Below are 21,390 nucleotides of genomic sequence, written 5' to 3'. Positions count from 1 at the left end.
GCCTGTTCTGAAAGGGGAATGACCTACTCCACTGGAGCGGCCACACGTTCTGCCTCGGCCATGACCTCGGCCTTGGGAGTGCCGCGCAGTTCGAAGACGCGGATGATGGTGTCCTCCACGAGGTTGTTCGGGCAGGAGGCGCCGGCGGTGACGCCGACCACCACGGGGTCGTTGCCCGCCAGCTTGTTGGAGTAGCTCGTCTTCTCCGCCTTCAGGTGGAGGTCGAAGTGCACAATGTCACTGAAGCTCTTCAGACACTCGGCGGTGCGGATGAAGAAGGTGGGGAGTTCCTTCTCGCCGATTTCCACCAGGTGCGTGGTGTTGGAACTGTTGTAGCCGCCGACGACCAGCAGCACGTCCAGCGGCTTGCGCAGCATGTCGAAGAGCGAATCCTGTCGCTCCTGCGTCGCGCCGCAGATGGTGTCGAAGACTTGGAAATTCTGCTTTGCCACTTCCGCACCGTCACGGTCTTCCACGGCCTTCTGCACACGACGTTGCAGTTCTTCCGTCTCGGACTTGAGCATCGTGGTCTGGTTGGCCACGCCCACGCGGGTGAGGTGCTTGTCCGGGTCGAATCCCTTGGAGACAGACTTGCCGAAGCGCTGCAGAAATTCCTCACGATTGCCGCCCTTGCGGATGTAGTCGCAGACGTAGTCCACGTCATCCAGCGTGAGTACCACGAGGAAGTGGCCATCTCCCGCATCGCCCATGGCTCGGGAGGACGTGGCGCGGGTTTCCTCGTGTTCCGCCTTTCCGTGGATGATGGAGGTGAAGCCCTGCTTGGCATAGCCCCGCACGCGCTTCCACACGCTCATCACGTCGCCGCAGGTGGTGTCCACCACGGAGCAGCCGCGCTCACTGATGATGTTCATCAGGCGGGTCTCCGCACCGAAGGCGGGCACGATGACCACGTCATCGGGGTCCAAGGTGGAGAGCTTCGCCTCGTGCTCGCTGATGGGGATGCTGATGATCCCCATCTCCTGAAGCTGGCGGTTCACCTCGGGGTTGTGGATGATTTCACCCAGGAGGTATACTTTGCGATCAGCGAACACACGACGGGCTGCGTAAGCAAGGTCGATGGCGCGCTCCACGCCGTAGCAGAAGCCGAAATCACGCGCGAGACGGATGGTCGTATGCCCCACGGTGAGCACGCCGCCCGCTTTGCGCAGGTTCTCCACTAGCACGCTGCGGTAGTGGGTCTCCACCTCCGCCTGCACGCGTTCCATCACCTCCGGTGTGCGGACATTGACACGCCGGGTTTTGGCGGGAGCGGGGCTGGGCGAGGCGGTGGGTGCGGACATTTCGTGGGGAATCTAACCGAATCTCGAACTAGCTAAATCAGTACGTGTAGAACTTACCCTTTGCCGCATCCGTGAAGACCTGCTGGCTGATCATGTAGTTCCAGGGCGGGTCGGGCATGGGGCCATCATCCAGGATGGGCAGGGACTTGCCAACCGTGGCGTCCTCGGGGTGCGAGGTGGCGATGTGGAGGGGGGTGCCGGGCCGGACGGCGCTGAAGAGCTTCTGCGCGGTCTTGATGGGCAGGCGTACGCAGCCATGCGTGCAGGGGTAGGGCTTCACAAAACCCCAGTGCATGCCGTAGGCAGTCTTGAACTCCATCCAGTACGTCATGGGGTAGCCGGCTCCCGGCTGGCTCACGCGGCGGCGCTGGAAGGTCTTGCTGTAGATCTTGAAGTGGCCGTGCGGGGTGGGGTCCTTGGCCGTACCGACGGAGCAGGGGGAGGCCAGGAGGACGCGGTCACCTTCCACCAGGTACACGCGCTGAGCGCCCGTGCTCAGCTTCACCTTCACGGCAGAGGGGTTGTTCGCCTGGAGCAGGGGAGGGTCGTAGGTGGTGGAGTAGGGGTGGCGGCCGACTTTGGCAGTCGTGCAGCTCGCCAGAAGGCCCAGGCCACAGGCCAAGGCGACGCGGATGGCGATTTTGTGGAATTGACGCGGAAATCTCATGCGGTGAGCTTCGTAGCACACATCCTGCCCATCTCCACCGTTTTGTCTTCCTCATGAACCCTCTGCGTCTCCTGCTCCTTCTTGCTCTCGCCACCCCCGCTATCTGCGCCGACCCCAAGCCCGCGCCCGCTTCCGCCCCGGCCGGGAAGCCCATCGTGCTTTTTGACGGTAGCTCGCTGGATGATTGGGAGGCCCGTGATGCCGGGGGCAGCGGCTCCGTGGAAATCAAGGACAAGGACATGATCATCGGTGCGGGCGACTCCATCACCGGAGTAGTCTACAAGAAGGCCAAGGACCTCCCGGTGACCAACTATGAAATCACCCTGGATGCCCAGCGGCTGGATGGCGTGGACTTCTTCTGCGGCCTGACCTTCCCGGTGGGCAGCCCCAAGACCTGTGCCACCCTCGTGCTCGGCGGCTGGGGCGGCAGCGTGACCGGCATCTCCAGCATCGATGGCATGGACGCCTCCGAAAACTCCACCGGCCACTACCGCAAATTCGATAACAACAAGTGGTATGCCGTGAAGCTGCGCGTGACCCCCGCCAATATCTCCGCCTGGGTGGGGGAGGAGAAGGTCATCGACGTGGACATCGAAGGGAAGAGAATCGGCGTGCGTGCAGGTCCGATTGAGGACTATCAGCCGCTCTCCCTCACCACGTATGCGACGATGGCGGGCATCCGCAATATTAAGCTTACACCCCTGGCTGCGGAAGCACCGAAGGTGGAGAAGAAATAATCAGCCGCTATTGCGGACTCTCTTTACCGGAGACTGGCCACGATCGCGAGGTGGTCGGAGGAGGGAAGGCTCACGCGCTCGAAGAGCACCGGTTGTGTCTCTGGTGTACACCAGAGGTGATCGATGGTGAGTACCGGCCAGTGACGCGGCCAGGTTTCGCGAAAGCCCGTGCGGGCCCCTTCCGTGGCGTGGTGCAGGCCCGCTGTTCGCCATGGGTCGAACCATTGGGATTCAAGTGGGGTATTGAAGTCACCCATGACCAGGGTGTGGGACGCTTGAGTCTTTGCCAGTACCTTACCCAGCAGTTCTTCGCGCCTGAGGAAAGGATCGGCATCACCATCCACCAGGATGATGTGCCAGACTTTGGCGTCCACGGTCACATCCATCTGGAGGAACTTGCTGCGTGTCTTTTTGATTCTGGTGATCTGCTGCACTTGAGCGTTGCCGCGGACTACCAGCCCCATGCCGTGCTCGGGTTTCAGCGCGATGTAGCCAGGCGGCAGATGCCGCACCAGGGGATTGGAGTCTCCAGAGCGCAGCCCCACCTCGCCAAGCCCCACGATGTCGGGTTGATGTGTGGCAATGAGCTGCTCCAAGTCTGTGCTGGGAAGCTTCTGGTGCGCCATGTTCCAGTACAGGACCTTCAGGCCGGAAGGCTTTGGTGATGCGGATCTCACCTGTGTTTCCTTCCGATAGGACGTGGCCTGCCACCAGCATGCGGTGAGAAAGGCCATGCAGAGACTGGCGATGAGGAATGTCCTTTGTCGAAAATGCCATGCCGCAGCAATGAGCCATCCCACCAGGATCAGCGGCAGCGGCATGGCGTAGAAGAGGGTGGCTATCCACTTGTGGCCATCCCGCACCGTCAGGTGTAGCAGCATGCCGGTCACCAGCAGCAGGCAGCCGAGGATTCCTGCGATGCGATGCAGCATGGTGCGGAAAATCATGGCGCTCTCTTTCGCGTGAGCCATCCCTGGCGCAAGAGATGAATTGTGGACAAACGAGCTGTAACGACGAATCCCACTTGCCCCACGCGCCTCTGTCGCGCTACGGTCCGGTTACACGCCGCTCCACCCATCCATGGATATCCGCGAGAATCTTGAACTAGTGCTGTCCAACATCGCCGCCGCAGCTGCCAAGGCGGGACGCAGACCGGAGGAGGTGGAACTCGTGGCGGTGAGCAAGACCTTTCCCGTGGAAATCATCCGCGAGGCGGTGGACGCAGGACAGCTTCTCTTTGGTGAGAACAAGGTGCAGGAACTGCTGCGCAAAACTCCGGACCTCCCGGCGAAGCTGCGCTGGCATCTCATTGGCCACCTGCAATCCAACAAGGTGCGCAAGGTGCTGCCTGTGGTGGAGATGATTCAGAGCGTGGACAGCCTGGAGCTCGCCTATGACATCAATCGCATCGCGGGCGAGCTGGGTGTGTTTCCCAAAGTTCTGCTTGAGGTGAATGTCGCGGAGGAGGCGAGCAAGCATGGATTCCCAGCGCATAAGCTGGAGACCCAGCTCGAAGATTTGCTGCAATGTGACCGCATCGAGATCCACGGCCTGATGTGCATCCCACCGATCAGTGAGGACCCGGAGGACAGCCGGAAGTATTTTGTCTTCCTGCGTGAGTACCGGGACAAACTGGAGAAACTGGCAGGCACCAAGTTCCCGGTGCTCAGCATGGGCATGAGCGGCGACTATGCCGTGGCGGTGGAGGAGGGCGCCACCTTTGTGCGCGTGGGCAGCGCCATCTTTGGCAAGCGCTAGACGTCTGTTCTGTTTTCAGGCCTTCTAGTCTTCCTTGGGCTCCTTGATGGTGGAGTCCAATTTCTTCAATGCCTCCCAGAGACCTGACTCTTTGGGGTGTCCATTGTAGAGCACCTTGCCTTCAGGCGAGAGGAGAATCATGCGTGGAATGCTGTCGATGCCGAGTTGCTCGCTGAAGGGACTGCCCTTCGGTTCCACGAGCCAGGGCATTTTCATGTCCTTCTTCGCCCGCATCTCGTCGGCCTTCGCTTCGTCGCTTTCATTGTTCATGCCGGCTACGACAATGCCGTGCTTCTTCAGCAGCTCGGCATTTTTGCGGAGTTCGGGCATGAGGTTGATGCATGGGCCGCACCAGGTGGCCCAGAAGTCGAGCAGGATGGCCTTGTTGTTGCCAAGCTGGTCCGCCAGCGTCGTAGCCTCGCCCTTGCTGGTGGTGATGGGCAGCTTCATATCTATCGTGACCTTGGCCATCAGTTGCTCTCTGCGAAACTGGCTGATGGTGTCGCCGAGCGTGTCAGCCTGGTCAGGATTCAGCCAGAGGGCCTCGGAGACGTGCTTTTTCAGTGCGGCTTCGTCACCGCGCTTTTTCGCTTCCAGCGCGCGGATGTAGCTGATGAAGCCGTTGAATTCATCCGGGTTGGTGATTGTAGCGGAGTCCTCGGGCTTGAAGTTCTTCGCTGCCACCTCAAGTTCAGGAAGGATCTTCGTAAGATAATCTGGGTTCTCGTTGCCCAGGCCCCAGATCAGTTTGGCCTCCGCGAGGATCTGGGAGGACACGCCAGCCTTGGCTGCTTCTTCGGCTGCCTTGGTGAATTCTTCAAGGGAGGCCTCCTCATTGAAGAGCTTCTGGAACTGCTCCTCCGAGATCTGCTGGGCACCCAGAACGCCGAAGCTGCAGAACACGGTCACGGCGAGGATGGGAAAAAGGCGCGTGCTCATGATGCCATAGTCGGAGTATGGGATGAATTGTCGATGAAAATTTCCGTTCCGCACTGAACCAACGGCGTTAGGAAAGGCACTGAAACCTGCGTTGAAGCCTCCCGTATTCACAAGTCATGCTTCCGGTATCAAGTCCCCATCCGTACCGCCCATGGTGCACGGTCATTTTTGTCCTTGGCCTGAGTCTGACCGCATCCCTGCGCGGCCAGGACGACCACCTCGTGCGGGCCAGTGACCCACAATCTCCCAATCAGGAGATGCAGGGCTTCAAGGTGCCTGAGGGATTTCGCGTGGAGCTTTTTGCAGACGAAGCTCTGATCGGAGGCAAGCCCATCAACATGGCCTTCGACGCGCGCGGCCGTCTCTGGGTGAGCAGCACGCGTGAGTATCCCTACGCGGTGCCGAAGGACAAGTGGTCGCCAGACACCACCTCCGCTCCCGGTTCTAGGGACAGCATCCGCATTCTGGAGGACACTGACGGCGACGGCCGTGCGGACAAGGTAACGGTTTTCGCGAAGGATATGAACATCCCCACGGGTGTGCTGCCGTACAAAAAGGGCTGCATTGCGTGGAGCATCCCGAACATCCTCTATCTCGAGGACACGGATGGCGACGGTCAGTGCGATAAGCGCTCCATTGTGCTTGGGCCGCTCGGCTACGAGAAGGACACGCACGGCATGATTTCGAGCCTGCGCCTTGGTCTGGATGGCTGGGTATACGCCACACATGGTTTCAACAACACGAGCTATGTGAAGGCGAAGGATGGATCCTCACTCGAACTGCACAGCGGAAATACCTTCCGCTTCAAGCCGGATGGCTCACGGGTGGAAATCTGGACGAGAGGACAGGTGAATCCCTTTGGCCTCTGCTGGGACTCGATGGGCAATCTCTACTCTGCCGACTGCCACAGCTCGCCGATCTACCAGCTCATCCGCGGAGCGTATTATCCGAGTTTTGGAAAGCCACATGATGGCCTCGGTTACGCTCCGGTGATGTGCGCGCACTCGCACGGCAGCACTGGTATCTCCGGTGTGGTGTACCTGGATGGCGGTGTGTGGGGGCCTGAGTGGGATGACCACACCTTCCTTGGCAATCCGGTCACCTCGAAGGTGAATCATGATCATGTCACCTTCAATGGCACGACTCCGAAGGCGAATGAAGAGCCGGACTTCATGACCAGCACGGATCCCTGGTTCCGTCCGGTGGATCTTCATCTGGGGCCGGACAGTGCGCTGTATGTCGTGGATTTTTACAATCGCATCATTGGCCACTACGAAGTGGCGTTGGATCACCCCGGACGCGATCGCGAGCGCGGTCGCATCTGGCGCGTGGTGAAGGAGGGGCACACGGGGAAGCTCACGGATTGCAATCTCGCGGCGAAGAAGGCGGGCGAGCTGATGGTGGAGCTCACTTCTCCGAATATCACCCGACGTTATCTGGCCACAGAAGAACTGGTCACACGCATCGGCCGCCCAGCTCTCCAACTGGCGCGCGAGGAAATCACCGGGAAGCCGGAAGCAGAGGACGCGCCGGTGGTGAGTGACTATGCCAAGTGGCAGCTCGATGAAGGCGATGGGATCGGCATCCAGGATGTGCACGCCATGTGGGCGGCTTTCCGTTTGGGAGATGAAGCCATCGCATCGCGCATCGGGCGTACGTTGATGGTAGGTGGACCTGTCTTGAAGGGTGATCATGAACGGCTCTCCGTCGCCTGCATCACCGCCATGGCAGAAAAGAAAACCTGGTTCCCTGGATGCCGCGGATTTGAGGGGGATCACATGGTGCCGAATCTGCAGTTCGACTCGCGCGGTCGATTTTCCATGCGGGCTGGTGCGCTGGCCATGGTGCAGCATCCGGAGGAGTACCCCTATCCACCGCTTATTCTCTATCCCTCGAATGACGACAGCGACCCTGCGCGCAAGGAACTCTTCCTCGTGCATGATTCCGGGGACCCTGCGCTCATCCTCGCGTGGAGGATGGCTGTGCGTGCGTGGCTCTCTCAACCGGGCGCTTTTCAGAAATATGAAGATCTCAAATTCCCCAGGACACGTCACGATGATGAGCTTGCCTTTGTAGCTTGTTCAATTCCCACCAGCGAGTCCGCGGAGTGGCTGCTCAAGTATGTGAAGGAGAAGGGCAATGCCACTCCCGAGCTGCCGGCGAAGATCACACACCTCGCGAAGCACCTTCCTGCCACACGCGAGGCGGAGCTGATTGCGTTGGTGCAGGAGCACTTCGCCGCCGACATGGATGGTCAACTGGACCTGTATCAGGCGATTCGAGAAGGCCAGAAAAAGAGCGGCTCGAAATCAGGAGACGCGATGCAGGCGTGGTCGGCGCAGTTGACCCAGAAGCTCCTGGCTTCACTGAAGCAGGACACTCCCACTGCGTGGAAGCTGGTGCAGCCTCCAACGGTTGCGAATCCCAATCCGTGGCATGCCAAGATGGTGAAGTGTGGTGACGAACAGCAGCGCATGTTGCTCGACAGCCATCCCCCCGGTGGAGAGAAATTCACCGGGACATTCCGCTCAGGCACGTTTGACCTGCCCGAGCAGTTCTCCTTTTGGATTGCCGGCCACAACGGATTCCCCGCCGCACCATCGCACGGCAAGAACTTCGTGCGGCTCGTCGATGCCACCACAGGACAGGAACTAGCCAAGGCAGAGCCTCCGCGGAATGATGTGGCACAGAAGGTCACATGGAAACTCGCCACCAAACCCGAGGGAGCTGGGAAAGATGACACGCTGCCACGAGGCAGTGGCAGGGTATATCTGGAACTATCCGATGGTGATACAGCTGGTGCCTTTGCATGGCTGGCGGTGGGCGGATTTGAGCCCGCGCTTCCTGTACTGGCGCTGCCGCAGAATGTGGATCGTCGTGATGAACGCATCCGCGCGCTGGCCCAGCTTTCAAGTGAACAAGGCACCGGGGCGGATGCCCTTGCTTTTCTCGGCAAACTCGATGCCAAAGAACGCTACAGCGCCGCTACGCGTAGCGCGCTGGCGGAATGCATGGCCGGCACTCTGCGGGATATGCCTTTCACCCAGGTGGCCTCGCTGGCCTCTGATGCAGAGCTGGCTGCCACCGTCTTCGCGGTGCTGAACACCCCCAAGCAGGCTGCCGAGGAACTGGGCAAGGCGTTCCGCGCGTTGCCATTCCGCGCGCAGGTGAAGCTCGCCACCGCGCTGGCGGGCACGACGGCAAGTGCAGAGCAATTGCTGACACTCGCACCTGCGCGAGTGCTGGCAGACCCTCTGGTGAGCGGCAAGGTGAAAGCACTGAATGCGCCGACAATTGCGAAGCGCCTGTCCGAAGTCACGGCCCACTTGCCGCCCACCAATGAAGCTGCAAAGTCCATCATTGCCGCGCGGTTGAAGTCTTTCGCCACGGCCAAGCCGGATGAGAAGCACGGACAGCAGGTCTACCAGATCAACTGTGCCATCTGTCATCGCATCGGTGTTACGGGAAATCTGGTCGGGCCGCAGCTTGATGGCATCGGTGCGCGTGGGCCGGAGCGTTTGCTGGAGGACCTGCTCGATCCGAACCGCGCCGTAGACCCTGCGTTCCGTTTGCATTTCGTGAAGCAGAAGAACGGCAATCTCATGACTGGCCTCTTCCGCCGCGAGCAGGATGGCGTGCAGTACTTCGCGGATGCTGCCGGGCAGGAACATGCGATTCCCAAAGCGGACATCACGGAAGATCAGATCAGCGAGTTCTCACTGATGCCTGCGGGGTTTGGGGAGTTGATCCCGGAGAAGGACTTGCATGACCTGCTCGCGTATTTGCTGGCGAGGAAGTGAGCAACTGGCAGGCTCTCGACATGGCAGCGCGGTGCGCAGTGAAATGACGGTGGATGGTGATGGAGCGCTTTGCGTCTTGGAGTGCGGTGGCAAGCTTCAAGCGCGACACCGCTTTTGCCGGAGGTGTTGATGTGCAGCTTTGTGTCCGCGTTCCAACACCTGCGCCATCATGAAGGGTGGATGTTGGCGTGTGGTTCGGTGTGTCGAATGTCCGGGCGCTTCGTTCAAAGCGGCGTCGCGCCTTAGCGCTTGCCGCCGCACTCCACGACGCAAAGCGCAGTTCATTGCTGCTTGGGCCAATCATCGTGTTCCTTCTTTGAGAGCGATATGGTCCGCTGGTATGTGGCCATGGCGCACATGGAGATGCTTTACTTCCTCCTCTTGAAGAAAAGCGTCGCATTCTCGCTCGTCCTCCGCGCGAGTTCATCCACGCTCACGCTACGGAGATTCGCTACGAATTCGGCCGTGTGCGCCACATAGCCGGGTTCATTGCGTTTCCCACGATGCGGCATCGGTGCCAGATAGGGGCAATCCGTTTCCAGCATGAATCCATGAGCAGGCACAGCCTTGGCGCACTCTTGGATGATTTGACCATTCTTGAAGGTGACAATCCCTGTGAAGCTCACGAGGTGACCCTTCTCAATCAACGGAAGGGCCTGCTCCGAGTTGCCGGTGAAGCAGTGGAAGACACCACGCAGTTTTCCGGACCACGGCAGCACATGCGCCACGAGGTCATCAAAGCTCTCGCGATTGTGCAGCACCACGTTGAAGCCCATGTCCGCGGCGAGTGCGAGCTGCTGCTCCAGCACGAAGGCCTGGTGTTGCTTCCATTGTTGTTCAGAGAATCCTTCCGGCGGCTTGTGATAGTAGTCGAGGCCGATCTCGCCAATGCCCACCACCTTGGGATGATCGGCGAGGGCGCGCAGTTCCTCGGTGAATTTCGCATCCGTCACGGTGTCCGCATCACAGGGGTGGATGCCCACCGTGGCGTAGACTTCCTCATACGTGTTCGCGATCTCCAGCACCTGCTTCGCATCCTCCAGGGTGGTGCCGATGCAGATGATGCGTGAAACCCCCGCGGCACGGGCGCGGTTGATGAGGTCCGGCACTTCGTTGGCGAACTGCTTGGAGGCGAGGTGAGCGTGACTGTCCGTGAGCATGAAAGATGATTCCGTGGAGCGGACTGTGTCTCAAGCCGCGTTCAAGGCCTCCTGCAAGGCGGGAATGGGGGGATGCCGCTGTCTATTTGGCTTCGACGGCAGGTGCAGGCTTGACTGCTTCAGGTGTGGCCGGGGTGGTGGAGGGTGCGCCCGGCTGGGCAGATTTCTGTTCCGCCTTCGGCTTGGCCTCTCTCTTGAAAGGAGGTGGCTCAGGCGGCAGATCCCATGCGGTGATCCATTCCACTTTTTCCAAGGTGAAGCCCATGTCGACCAGGCGCTTCTCCATGTCCGGCAGGTGCGCGGCTCCGTAGAAAATGCCGAACTTTTTCTTGTTCAGGCCAAGGTGAATCTTCAGTACTTCGAGGGCCACCTTGTTGCGATCAGAGATGATCACCGAGCCTTCCGGTCCTTCCATGCCTGACATCACCGTCTCTACGGCATCAAACATGCGACCCATCAGGCGCTTCAGTTCCGTGGCGCTGTCGGGACGGCAGAGGATCTCCAGGACCTTGAGCAGTCCCGGGTCCTTGTAGTTTGGGGCCGGGGCCAGTGCCTGAGCCCTGGCCATGCGCATCCACAGTTGGATGAAGCCTTCGCCCCGTTCTTCCTGCTTTGCGGCAAAGGCTCGGGCCGTCATGTCCGCATGCACGAAGTTCGGCCGGGTGTAGTCGATGCAATCGATCTGCGCCTCCAGCTTCAGTGTGTTCTTCAGCATGTCGTACATGGGGTTCAGCCAGCGGAGTTTGTCGCGAGCTGCCGCTTCTGCCTCGTAGTTGGAGGGCGAGATGGGCTCGGACTTGCCCCTTTGGATGTAGGCCTCCAGATCTTTGACGCGCTGCTCGGCGTCGAACTCACCCTCCGTTTGCGGCTTTGCAGGCGTGGTGGACGGCGCTTTCGGCTTCAGCTTCTTGAGGGGCAGCGGGTCTTTCTTTCCGCGCTGAGGTGCTGGCTCAGGGAGATCCTCAGGCTCCTGATACTGCTCCACCGGATCGCCCACCATTTCATAGAGGAGGGCATCGTAGTCCTCGAAGTAGGCGTTCAGCACATCGTAGTAGTTCTTGTCTCCGATGTGGATGGCGCCAATGAGGTCCACCACCACACCACGGTTGTTTCGATAGGTGGCGACGGCCGTCTGGAGTTGCGCACCTTTCTTATCCTCCTGAAAGCGGACGAAATCCGTGTGCGGCAGCTTCGACTCTTCCGGCTTGGATTCAGCTTCGGCAGCACGAAGGAAGGAGGGCAGCAGGCAAAGCGCAGTGGCCAGGAACGGCAGGAATCGGGGCTTCATGACAGGGGAAAGCATAACACGCCGGAGCCAGCCGGTCACTTTCAGACCGAGCTTGGGTGCGTTTCGCTCAATACAGAAAGTAGTCCGCCGGGCTCCGGCGGCGGTGGGGCGAGATGCTTGAGCCTTCTGGGGAAAGGGACGAGGGCCTATCTCCGCTTTAGCCGGGGGAAGGAGTAAGTCTTGCAGGCTTTTCGCCCGACCGCCGAAGCCCAGCGGACTACTTTCCTTCCGCCGTGCGCACGCCTGGGCGTTGCCCCCACTTGAAGCCGAAGATCAGGAAGGCCAGACCAATGGCGATCATGAAGATGGAGTAGAACTGGCCCTTGGTGAGGGTGTCGTACAGCATGAGTTCAGAGTCGGGCTCCCGGAGGGTTTCCACGGAAATGCGGCTGATGGCGTAGAGGATGAAGAACAGGCCGGTCAGCACGCCGTTCGGCAGATTCTTGAACTTCACCCGCACAAAATAGAGCACAAGGAAGAGGAGCAGACCCTCGCATGCGGCTTCGTAGAGTTGCGAAGGGTGGCGCGGGGTCAGCACCTCCTGCAGCTTCTGCAGGCCATCTGGCGTGCTTTTCGCCAGGGCCACGATTTCGTTGCTGTGCTTTGGGAAGACATCGCCTGCGGCCGAGATGCCCAAGTCCGATGGTGCGATCTGTGGAAACTTGGGATCGTGCACTTCCGTGGGGAACTTCATCGCCCACGACACATCGGTTTTTCTTCCGTACAGCTCGCCGTTGATGAAGTTCGCCAGGCGACCGAAGAGAATACCCAGCGGCGAGCCGACCACGAGATTGTCACCAATGCCAGTCCAGGAAATCTTGTGCCGCTTTGCAAACCAGAGGGAAAAGAGCGCCAGCCCCGCGATGCCGCCGTGGCTTGCCATGCCGCCATCCCACAGCCGGAAGAGGGAAATCGGATTGCGGATGAATCCCTCAAAATTGTACAGCAGCATGTACCCGAGGCGGCCGCCGAGCACCACGCCGAAGAGCGCCGCGAAGGTGATGAAGTCCCCAACCTGATCCGGCTTCAGCGAGCCGAGACCCTTCTTCGCCAGGTGTACCATCACCAGGTAGCAGCAGTAGAAGCCCATCACATACGCCAGCCCGTACCAGTGGATCTTGAACTTTTCGCTGAACTGAATGATGACAGGGCTGAGGTCGTGCAGGTAGTAGGCGAGCATGGACAAGACTGGGCGGAGCGGGGGAAGGTAATGCGGAGGTCCGATGTTTCGCCCCGCAATCGCGCTGTGGCAAGGTCACATCACAGGCACCGCGACCTCGGCCGGGGTCGCTTCCGGAGTCACAGGGCAGGTGAGCAGGTCAAAGAGTGTGAGCATCCCCTGCAGCTTGAAGTCCGAACCGCTGATGATCGCCTTGCTGGCACCGGTGCGGATCAGGGTCTCGAAGACATCAGGAAGGGGCATGTCCGGCGCGATGAAAAGGGGGCGGTGCAGCGGGAGGTCGCGGACTCGGGCCTTCTCATCCATGGCATGGTGCTTCAGCCATTGGTAGCACTCGTTCCGGCGCAGCACGCCACGCACATGACCGGACGCATCCACCACCGGGTAGGTGCTGTGCCGTTCCTTCTGGAAGAGCTCGAGCGCTTCACTCAGCATGCCGTCCTCACGCAGCACGGCTACGTCCGTGATCATCAGATCCCGCGCCACGCCGCTGCGGCAGCGCTGGGGGAGCTTGGCCAGCACGTGCTCGATGTCCTGCGGACGGTCGTACGTCTCTGCGGTGCGTTTGAAGAGCTGGCTCAGCGAGCCAATGGAGGACACGAGCTTGTCGAACGTACGCGCGCTGATGGCCACCAGGGTGGTGGGTTCCATGGCCGTGGCATTGAAGCGCCAGATGCGGTCGCCCAGCAGGGCGCGCTCGCCAAAGTGGTCGCCTTTCGTCGCAGACTTCACCACTTCGTTCTTGTCGTCGGTGATGTTCACCCGGCCCTGTTTTACCGCATAGAAAGATTGCGCCGGCTCACCGCTGAGGAAGAGGATGTCCCCGGCCTCCAGATGCATCTCCTCCATGGGAGAGGAGTATTGCGGTGTGAGCAGGTTGATATCGCGAGGGAAGAAGAGGTCGAAGGTCCACTCCGTCATCACCCGCAGTTTGCGGTCGAGTCCGGGCAGCTTCATCAGGTACACCGTGCGCCACATGAACCAGGCGAGGATGCCGGAGAAGTTGAAGCCCATCATGTTCGCCACAGCGCTGCGGTGGCCGATGGAGGCCAGCTCGCCAAGCCCCTTGAAGTCAAAGGTCTTGAGCATTTCGCCCTTCATGGCCAGCGCGATATTGTCGCCGATCATGAGACCCTGCCGGTAGGCGAACTGCGCCGTTTCCGGGCAGCTTCCTCCGCCTGACTTGGGAAAGCTGGCGCAGTCCCCGGCACTCCACACGTGGGTCTGGCCCAGCGCCTGTCCGGTGGGATTCACCATCACCTTGTTTCGTTCCACGGTGAGTGCTCGTTGCTGGCCCAGGCGTACGATGAGCGGATGAGGCGCATTCCCCACGGTGCAGACCACGCTGGTGGCTTCCAGCTTGGTGCCGTCCTCCAGTACGACAAAGCGGGCTGTCACGGAGCGCACGCGCTGTTTCAGCATGAGCTTCACGCCCATCTCGGAGAGTTTCTTCTCCGTGTAGGTCGCCAGGGAGGTGCTCAGCATGGGCAGCAGATGCTCCCCACTGTGAATCAGGCTGACGCTGAAGTCCTCGGGCTTGATGTTCTCGTAGAACTTGGACACGCTGTGCAGCAGGTCCATGATCTGGCCGGCGGTCTCCACCCCGGAGTAGCCGCCACCCACCACCACGAAGTTCAGCAGCTTGCGGCGTGTCGTTTCATCGGAAATGAGGTTCGCCTCTTCCATGCGGGAGATGATGGCGGCACGCAGCTTCATGGCGTCACCCACATTCCGCATCAGGTAGGCGTGCTCGGCCATGCCGGGGATGCGGCTCACATCCACGTCCGCGCCCAGGCACAGCACGAGGTGGTCGAAGGTGACCTTCACATCGGGGGTGAACTGGCCACCGGTGAGCGTGAGTGTTTTGTGGTGCAGATCCAGGGCAAAGACGGTGCCCTTCAAGACATCCGCCCGGGGACAGATGAGGCGGATGGGATTTACCACGTGACGGGGCGAGAGCGAGCCACCCACCACCTCCGGCAGCATGGGCTGGAAGACCATGTGATTTTCAGCCGCGATGAGCGCCACGGTTTTGCCGGTGCCTTTCAGCCGCTTCGTCGCTTGTTGGGCGCAGTACACGCCGGCGAATCCACCGCCGAGGATGACCACATCATAATGTCGCGCGGGTACAGTGCTCATGGTCTGCGATGTACGCACACAACGTGCCGGGCTGCAAAGGGGCAAAAGTGGAGGATCGGTGACAGCATTGTTTCATGAATGGGTACGCGCTTGCCAGCTGGTTTGGCTTCAGGGTAGCATGACCCACATGCTCAGTACTGTGGTTCCTCTTTTGCTTGTTGGGATTTTGGGCGGGTCGCTGCTCGCCGAGCAACCTTCACCCAAGATGGTGGAGCAGGGTGGCTTCCGCCTGCCGGAAGACTTCGAGTGCCGTCTGTATGCGGACGACGACCTGGCCCACGACATTTCCTGCATGACGTTTGATTCGCAGGGACGCGTGGTTGTGTCCGGACCCGGGTACATCAAGACTCTGATGACCGATCCTGCGGCTCCTGCAGACGCGCCTAAAGCAAAACAGGCTGTCCTCTTTTCTGAGGTACCCAAATCCGGTGCGCAGGGCCTGTGCTTTGTGGGCAACGATCTCTATGCGAGCGGTGATGGGGCTGTGTGGAAATTCACCGATGCCAATGGTGATGGCGCGGCGGATGGACCACCGGTGGAGTTTGTCAGTGGATTGAAGACCGGCGGTGAGCACGGCGTGCACAACATCATCCAGGGACCGGATGGCTGGCTCTACATCATTGGTGGGAATGACTCAGGCATTTCGGAGACGCTCAACAACATTCCCACCGCGCCGATTCGCAAAGTGACCGGCGGCGCCATCTTGCGTGTATCTCTGGATGGGAAGCAGCGCGAGGTCATCGCGCACGGATTCCGCAATCCGTATGACCTGTGCTTCAACTCGGTGGGCTCACTCTTCACGTGGGACTCGGATGGTGAGCGCGTGCAGCACCTTCCCTTCTACACGCCGTGCCGGGTGTTTGATGTCGGACGTGGACGCCATCATGGCTGGGTGAATGCCGGCTGGCAAAGCTCCTGGAGCCGCCCGCAGTGGTGGCCGGATGTGGTGGACCGCATGATTGAAGTGGGTCGTGGGTCACCCACTGGCATGCGTTGCTACCGGCACCGGCAATTCCCCGAGCGGTATCGGGATGGGATCTTCTTCGCCTGCTGGACCTTTGGGCGGATCTATTTCATCAAGCCCGAGCGCGTGGCACGCGGCGGGGGAGGTGCTCACGCGGACAAGTATGAGGCCTCATACAAGGCCACGCATGAGGTGTTCCTTGAGTCCACGGGCAATGCTGGTTTCTCGCCCACAGCTCTAGCCATCGCGCCGGATGGATCGTTGTTTGTATCTACCGGGGGGCGTAAGACGAAGGGAGGCGTGTATCGTATTTCCTATGGCGCCCGAGCCGCATTGATGAAACCGGACGATCCCAAGGATGCGCTGGCGCAAGTGCTTGCTGCAGACCAACCAGACGCGGCATGGTCGCGTGCGAAGTGGGTGCCGCAGGCGAAGGAGCTTGGCGAGAGTGCGTTTGAGCGGTGGTTGCTTGCGGAGACGCTGGGCAATGACCAGTACAAGGATATTCGTGCCGTGGAGATTCTCACGGAACTGTTTGGTGGTGTGGCGCCAAAGGTGGGTGAGGAGGTGAGTTGGCGCTTTCGAGGAGACATAATCCAGCGTAAGGACGGGTCTCGTACGAATCGTGCGCGGGAATTTCCCGCCCGCATGGCCTGGGCCTCAGAGCGCAACACGAAGCTGGAGGAGCGGCAGGCGAATGACTGGTTTCAGGCTTTCGCTGTGGAAGCGGGATCGCATGGACATCGCGCCGCATATGAAGCCATCATGATGACCAAGGGTTTTCTTGGGAAAAGCTTCAAGGAAAACGGCGAGACCGAAGGCATGCCCAATCTCGCGCTGCAAGACTTCAAACGCGCCTCTCACTTCGGTGACAAAAACTCAGGTGACATGGGTGGCTTGCGTGGTGCCCAGTTGCGGGTGGGGGATGTCTATCTCGACAAGAAGGCGCGATGGGATGATGGCTATGTTTCCATGAAGGCAGAGACCAAGAGGAACGCGGCAGAGACGGAGTCCATGCACGACCTCTGGAACAACGGCACGGCGGAACAGGACTATGAATACGCGCGCCTCGTCGCCATGACTGGCGCGGAGCCGAGGGGATTCTGGGAAACACTTCCCTTCAAATGGACCCGGGAATCTTCAGTGGAAGATGACCTGCATTACCTCTTCGTCGCCACACGTCGCACGAAGCCACATGTAGATCACGCCCTGCCCACCATCGCGTGTGCGTGGCTGGACCTCTCCCGCAAGATGCAGACCCGCCAGCAATATCCCAGCCGCTTCTGGAGCGAGATGGTGGGTGCCGCCTTTGCCGAGATGCTGAAGAAGAATCCCAAGCTCGTGGAGGTGATGATCGCGCAGAAGGAATTCGAACTCGCGGAGCACACCTTGTTCATCAACGCCATGGAGGGTGATGTGCGTCAGGAAGCGGTGTTCATGCTCGCGCAGCGAGTGAAGACATGGTCACCGGAACTGGTGAAGCTGGCGGGGGAGGTGATCAAGGAGAGGACGCCGAAGCTCTCGGAGGGGAGCCAGCTCGCACTACAGCGGGCGACAGATCCGGCAGTTCGCAAAGCCATCTTGAATTCGAATGTGATGTCCGATCCGAAGGGGGCAGCGCTGCTGGAATTGGTGATCAAGCAGGTGGCCGATCTGTCGCTACGGGATGCTGCCATTCTTTCTTTGCCAGAGTATGCTACCCCATATTGGAGCATCGCTGTGCGGGGAATGGAGTCCTTTCAGGCGTCCGTCGTGGAGAAATCTCTGGATATGATGGTGGGAACATTCATGCCGTGTCCGAATGCAGGCGGTGAAGAGCAGACCATGAAAAATGTGCAGACATGGTGGGCGGAAAATTGCGTCATTCACCTGCGCGCCGCGAGGCGGTTTCAGGGGCAATCTTCCCGGGAGAAGCTGCTGGTACGCCTGAAAGATGCCGCGGCGGAACATCTGAAATCAACTCAACGGGTAAATGGTCGCAAGCTTGAGACGTTTGAAGAGATTGAAGCTGCGGTAAGGGAGTTCTTTCCAGAGCAAGCCAAGGCTCTTCCTCCATCGTCCATTCTCAACCTCGCCGAAGAACAAGCCCGCTGGGCCAAACTCGACGTTTCCAAAGGCGACTCCACGAAGGGCAAGGTCATTTTCGAGCAGCGCCAGTGCGCTCGCTGCCATTCCGGAAACGCCAGACTCGGGCCTGACCTCAAAGGTGTGACCACACGATGGAGCGTCGCCGATCTCTTCCTGCACACCTCCGATCCCAGCCGCCAGATTTCTCCCACGTGGGAGGGCGAGACTTTCACCCTCAAGGATGGCCGCCAGTTCATCGGTCGTGCCGTGTATGATTCTCCCAGTGCCGTGCTGGTGCAGACCACGCCGGATGAAACCGTGCGCATCACCGGTGAAGAACTCCAATCACGCCGCAAAGCCGAAGTCTCCCTGATGCCGCCGGGATTGTTAATGGGACTCACCGATGCAGAGCTCGCGGATCTGCATGCGTATTTGAGAACGTTGCAATAGCCCATTGAATAGAACTATGACACGTCGACACTTCCTTGGAACGACCGCAGGGGCCGTAGGCGCTGTCTTCGGAGATGGTTATGCTGCCGAAGCAGAGTTCCTGATGCTCCTTGGTGTATCGCGACCTGCACCGGAGAAGCGGTTCTTCCATTTCACCTTTGTGCAGAGCCCGCCAGGCGTGAAGGGCCCAGGAGAGAAGGCCCGGGTGCCTCTCAAGAGTGTGGTCCGGGCAGAGTCGGTACAGCAGGTGGACGAGAACGGAAATGAGGCCGTTCTGAAGTTGGTGAATTCGGAGCATCTCACCTTGTCGGGGGGCACGGCCGAAGGTCTCCAGTTCACGACGGCAAAAGAGACGACGATGGTGTCGCCCCGTCCTGCCATGAAAGCCGGCAGCTTCAACGGATTGCCCTATGGTGCCTGCCGCATGGATTGGAATGCCTTGGATGGCATTCGCTGCCTGGTTTCTTTTGAGAAGCCGGTAGCTCTTCCAGTCATGCTGATCGACAGATCAGGAAAGGGTGATGTGGTTTACTTTGCCGAGAGTGCTGTCGTTCCTGATGACACCAGGCAGATGGTGAGATTGGGTGGCATCGTGTTGAGCTGCCGGGAAGACGGACCGTCCGTCACTGGCAGCGTTGATGTGCCCGTCACAACCAGTGGCATCATGATGACCCGCGACTCGAAAGGAAGACTGCAGTCGCTGCAAGAGGTTGGCGCGTCAGAGCTCATCCGGCATATCAAGGCCGAGGGCTCGAAGTAACCGCGGAGAGAAGGCGCGCCAAGGGTTGGAGCGCTTCTTGGAGCGACGGAATTCGCCCTCTCAATGTCCACACCCGCATCCCTCATCCGGATCCGTGTCTTCAATGCTCGCGGCCTTCTTCAACTCATCCACGAAGACATTGAACTTCTCATCGCGATGCTGCTCGAGCATGCGGTGGCGGACTTCGTCCTTCACGTCATCAAAGGGCTTCGGCACGGCGGGCTTGCGGCCGGTGAGCTTGCAAATGTGAAAGCCGAGCTGGGTGGTGAAGACCGGGCTGACCTCACCTTCATTCATGGAGAAGGCGATGCATTCAAACTCCTCCATGAACTCGCCACGCTTGAACCAGCCCAAGTCCGGTGGTGTTTCCTTGTTGCTGTTGTGTTCCACAGCAAGGGCGTCGAAATCCGCACCAGCCAGGGCCTTCCCGCGCAGCTCACGCACCTGGGTGTAGACTTCAGCGCGACTTCTGGCGCCGGCAAGACTCAGCGTGATGTGGGAGGCCTTCACTTCTTCTTCGGTGAGGAAGTATTGGATGTTTTTCTCATACCACGCGCGCATGTCCTCATCCGTCGGTGTCGGCTCCGGCGCATAGACCGCGATCATCATCTTGTCCATGCGCACCCCGTTGGATACCTGAGCATGCAGCAGCCCTTCATCCTTCACGGGCATGCCGATGCGCATGAGGAACTGATCTTCGCTGCCGGACTCTTCAATGAGTTTGGCCAGACGGCTCTTCACGTCCTCGGTGGAAACTTCGGGAAAACGCTTCATCGCTTCCTGCTGGATGATCAGGCGCGAGGCCAGATTGTCCTTGGCCAAGGCGCGAAATTCCGGATCGCGTTCACAACACGCCACCTGCAGGGTGCGCTCGTAGTGCCCCTTGATGGTGCGAAACTCGTTCTCGATGGTTTCGTCTTCGATTTCTTCGCCGTTAACAATGAGAGCCATGCCTTAGTAAAGGCTTACGGAAACGCGGGCGCAATGGGAACTTCATATTGCGGATCCCCCATTTTGGTTGAAGATCCGCGCCGATGCATTGCAAAACCCTGGCCGCCCCCTTTGCCGTGTTGCTCGCTGCGTTCAGCCTCGCTAGCTGCACATCGCCCACACCACCGCCACAGCCTCCCCGTTATGCGCCGACCGCCTACTACGGTGGCATGGGTGACCGCGCCGTGGTGCCCGCTTCCTCCATGGGTGCGCCGAGCTATCAGTATGCATCCTATGCCATGCCGGCGATGGCGCAGAGCTCACCGTATGCTCCCCAGCCCACCGCCGTAGCCCCTCCCAGCGGTCCCATGGCGCCGCCGCCGCCCGCTGTCAGCAGCCCCTCCAATGTGGGCACCAGCGCGCCAAAGATCATGGCGAGTTCCTACATCCTCGTTGATGCACGAAATGGTGCTGTGCTTGCCGCCCGCAATGCGGATACTGTTCGTGGTGTCGCCAGCACCCAAAAGCTGCTGACGGCGCTCGTCGTGGCCGAGGCCGGGGATCTCGACAAGACCGTGCGGATTGCAGCCAGTGACGTGCAGGTGGAGCCCTCCAAGCTCGGAGTGAAGCCCGGTGAAGTGTATACGCGTCGCCAGCTCCTGTACGCCTTCCTCATCAAGAGCTCCAACGACGTGGCCAATGTCCTGGCCCGTGACAATGCCGGCAGCATCAGCGCCTTCTGCGCGAAGATGAATGCCAAGGCGCGCTCCGTGGGCGCCACGCAATCAACTTTTCGCAATCCGCATGGTCTCACTGCTGGTGGCCAATACTCCAGCGCCAGGGACATGGCGCGCATTGCCATGGCCGCGTATCGCAATCCCATCATCCGCGATGCGGTGAAGCGCAAGTACCACACCTTCCGCTTTGCCAGTGGCCGCACCATCACGCTTGAGAACACGAACGAGATTCTCGGCCGCATGCCGGAGTGCGATGGCATGAAGACCGGCTACACCGTGGCCGCTGGCCGCTGCCTCGTCTCCACGGCACACAGCTGGCGCAAGGATGTGCTGCTCGTGCAACTTGGTACCAAGACCAAGTACATCTGGAATGATGGCATGGCGATGATGCGCTGGGGCCTGAGCAAGTAACCGCAGACAGAAGTTTTGAGAGGCCGCTCCCCACAAGGGTGCGGCCTTATTTTTGTCGGCAGGTCACACCTTGAGGGGGGCAGGAGTTCCCCCCTCAGTCGG

Annotated in this window: 15 protein-coding genes; 6 read left to right on the top strand and 9 right to left on the bottom strand. The window is 59.9% G+C overall.

The window, feature by feature from the left end:
• Positions 1–23: 23 nt before the first annotated feature.
• Positions 24–1,301, bottom strand: a complete 1,278-nt coding sequence (locus DES53_RS26545) for a 4-hydroxy-3-methylbut-2-enyl diphosphate reductase (protein ID WP_113961364.1) — start codon at positions 1,299–1,301, stop codon at positions 24–26.
• A gap of 37 nt (positions 1,302–1,338) precedes the next feature.
• The gene (locus tag DES53_RS26540; RefSeq protein WP_147263633.1) at positions 1,339–1,968 is read right to left on the bottom strand and encodes a L,D-transpeptidase; all 630 of its coding nucleotides are present in this window, start codon (positions 1,966–1,968) and stop codon (positions 1,339–1,341) included.
• Positions 1,969–2,021: 53 nt separating this feature from the next.
• Between DES53_RS26540 and DES53_RS26535 the strand changes: the two genes are divergently transcribed.
• A complete protein-coding gene (locus DES53_RS26535) occupies positions 2,022–2,705 on the top strand; it encodes a 3-keto-alpha-glucoside-1,2-lyase-like domain-containing protein (RefSeq protein WP_113961362.1) in 684 nt (227 codons plus the stop codon).
• Positions 2,706–2,728: 23 nt separating this feature from the next.
• Here the strand turns inward: DES53_RS26535 and DES53_RS26530 are convergent, their stop codons facing one another.
• The gene (locus DES53_RS26530; RefSeq protein ID WP_211325707.1) at positions 2,729–3,652 is read right to left on the bottom strand and encodes an endonuclease/exonuclease/phosphatase family protein; all 924 of its coding nucleotides are present in this window, start codon (positions 3,650–3,652) and stop codon (positions 2,729–2,731) included.
• Between the two features lie 133 nt (positions 3,653–3,785).
• Here DES53_RS26530 and DES53_RS26525 point away from each other — a divergent pair, with 133 nt between their 5' ends.
• Positions 3,786–4,463, top strand: coding sequence for a YggS family pyridoxal phosphate-dependent enzyme (locus tag DES53_RS26525; RefSeq protein ID WP_113961360.1), 678 nt, complete (start codon positions 3,786–3,788; stop codon positions 4,461–4,463).
• 24 nt (positions 4,464–4,487) lie between these two features.
• On the opposite strand, the gene DES53_RS26520 is transcribed toward DES53_RS26525, so the two are convergent.
• A complete protein-coding gene (locus DES53_RS26520) occupies positions 4,488–5,402 on the bottom strand; it encodes a redoxin family protein (RefSeq protein WP_147263632.1) in 915 nt (304 codons plus the stop codon).
• Between the two features lie 116 nt (positions 5,403–5,518).
• On the opposite strand from DES53_RS26520, the gene DES53_RS26515 reads away from it, so the two are divergent.
• Positions 5,519–9,202, top strand: coding sequence for a PVC-type heme-binding CxxCH protein (locus tag DES53_RS26515; RefSeq protein WP_113961358.1), 3,684 nt, complete (start codon positions 5,519–5,521; stop codon positions 9,200–9,202).
• 368 nt (positions 9,203–9,570) lie between these two features.
• Here the strand turns inward: DES53_RS26515 and DES53_RS26510 are convergent, their stop codons facing one another.
• The 4 genes from DES53_RS26510 to DES53_RS26495 all read right to left on the bottom strand — a co-directional run bounded on the left by DES53_RS26510 (position 9,571) and on the right by DES53_RS26495 (position 14,969).
• Positions 9,571–10,362 (bottom strand): TatD family hydrolase, encoded by a 792-nt coding sequence (locus tag DES53_RS26510; RefSeq protein ID WP_113961357.1) that lies wholly within the window; start codon positions 10,360–10,362, stop codon positions 9,571–9,573.
• 82 nt (positions 10,363–10,444) lie between these two features.
• On the bottom strand, positions 10,445–11,650 hold the full coding sequence (locus DES53_RS26505; RefSeq protein WP_113961356.1) for a hypothetical protein: 1,206 nt from the start codon (positions 11,648–11,650) through the stop codon (positions 10,445–10,447).
• A 217-nt stretch (positions 11,651–11,867) separates the two neighbouring features.
• Entirely contained in the window at positions 11,868–12,830 is a 963-nt protein-coding gene (gene lgt / locus DES53_RS26500; RefSeq protein ID WP_113961355.1) for a prolipoprotein diacylglyceryl transferase, read from the bottom strand.
• Positions 12,831–12,905: 75 nt separating this feature from the next.
• Positions 12,906–14,969, bottom strand: a complete 2,064-nt coding sequence (locus DES53_RS26495) for an FAD-dependent oxidoreductase (protein ID WP_113961354.1) — start codon at positions 14,967–14,969, stop codon at positions 12,906–12,908.
• 118 nt (positions 14,970–15,087) lie between these two features.
• On the opposite strand from DES53_RS26495, the gene DES53_RS26490 reads away from it, so the two are divergent.
• A complete protein-coding gene (locus DES53_RS26490) occupies positions 15,088–18,450 on the top strand; it encodes a DUF7133 domain-containing protein (RefSeq protein WP_170157432.1) in 3,363 nt (1,120 codons plus the stop codon).
• A gap of 16 nt (positions 18,451–18,466) precedes the next feature.
• Positions 18,467–19,210, top strand: a complete 744-nt coding sequence (locus tag DES53_RS26485; RefSeq protein ID WP_113961352.1) for a hypothetical protein — start codon at positions 18,467–18,469, stop codon at positions 19,208–19,210.
• 60 nt (positions 19,211–19,270) lie between these two features.
• Here DES53_RS26485 and DES53_RS26480 read toward each other — a convergent pair whose 3' ends face one another.
• A complete protein-coding gene (locus tag DES53_RS26480; protein ID WP_113961351.1) occupies positions 19,271–20,161 on the bottom strand; it encodes a peptidylprolyl isomerase in 891 nt (296 codons plus the stop codon).
• Between the two features lie 83 nt (positions 20,162–20,244).
• Here DES53_RS26480 and DES53_RS26475 point away from each other — a divergent pair, with 83 nt between their 5' ends.
• Positions 20,245–21,288 carry a D-alanyl-D-alanine carboxypeptidase family protein gene (locus DES53_RS26475; protein WP_113961350.1) on the top strand — a complete coding sequence of 348 codons (1,044 nt, stop codon included), beginning with the start codon at positions 20,245–20,247 and terminating at the stop codon, positions 21,286–21,288.
• Positions 21,289–21,390: the final 102 nt, after the last annotated feature.

Source organism: Roseimicrobium gellanilyticum (genome assembly GCF_003315205.1).
GTDB lineage: Bacteria > Verrucomicrobiota > Verrucomicrobiia > Verrucomicrobiales > Verrucomicrobiaceae > Roseimicrobium > Roseimicrobium gellanilyticum.
Note: the sequence above shows the minus strand (reverse complement) of the source record. Positions and strands in the feature narration are given on the sequence as shown.

Bases quoted from the DNA above. Each gene is read 5' to 3' on its own strand.
- DES53_RS26490 (WP_170157432.1), top strand. From the start codon at position 15,088: ATGACCCACATGCTCAGTACTGTGGTTCCTCTTTTGCTTGTTGGGATT.
- DES53_RS26510 (WP_113961357.1), bottom strand. From the start codon at position 10,362: ATGCTCACGGACAGTCACGCTCACCTCGCCTCCAAGCAGTTCGCCAAC.
- DES53_RS26480 (WP_113961351.1), bottom strand. From the start codon at position 20,161: ATGGCTCTCATTGTTAACGGCGAAGAAATCGAAGACGAAACCATCGAG.
- DES53_RS26475 (WP_113961350.1), top strand. From the start codon at position 20,245: ATGCATTGCAAAACCCTGGCCGCCCCCTTTGCCGTGTTGCTCGCTGCG.
- DES53_RS26530 (WP_211325707.1), bottom strand. From the start codon at position 3,652: ATGATTTTCCGCACCATGCTGCATCGCATCGCAGGAATCCTCGGCTGC.
- DES53_RS26540 (WP_147263633.1), bottom strand. From the start codon at position 1,968: ATGAGATTTCCGCGTCAATTCCACAAAATCGCCATCCGCGTCGCCTTG.
- DES53_RS26485 (WP_113961352.1), top strand. From the start codon at position 18,467: ATGACACGTCGACACTTCCTTGGAACGACCGCAGGGGCCGTAGGCGCT.
- DES53_RS26520 (WP_147263632.1), bottom strand. From the start codon at position 5,402: ATGAGCACGCGCCTTTTTCCCATCCTCGCCGTGACCGTGTTCTGCAGC.
- DES53_RS26535 (WP_113961362.1), top strand. From the start codon at position 2,022: ATGAACCCTCTGCGTCTCCTGCTCCTTCTTGCTCTCGCCACCCCCGCT.
- DES53_RS26545 (WP_113961364.1), bottom strand. From the start codon at position 1,301: ATGTCCGCACCCACCGCCTCGCCCAGCCCCGCTCCCGCCAAAACCCGG.
- DES53_RS26495 (WP_113961354.1), bottom strand. From the start codon at position 14,969: ATGAGCACTGTACCCGCGCGACATTATGATGTGGTCATCCTCGGCGGT.
- lgt (WP_113961355.1), bottom strand. From the start codon at position 12,830: ATGCTCGCCTACTACCTGCACGACCTCAGCCCTGTCATCATTCAGTTC.
- DES53_RS26505 (WP_113961356.1), bottom strand. From the start codon at position 11,650: ATGAAGCCCCGATTCCTGCCGTTCCTGGCCACTGCGCTTTGCCTGCTG.
- DES53_RS26525 (WP_113961360.1), top strand. From the start codon at position 3,786: ATGGATATCCGCGAGAATCTTGAACTAGTGCTGTCCAACATCGCCGCC.
- DES53_RS26515 (WP_113961358.1), top strand. From the start codon at position 5,519: ATGCTTCCGGTATCAAGTCCCCATCCGTACCGCCCATGGTGCACGGTC.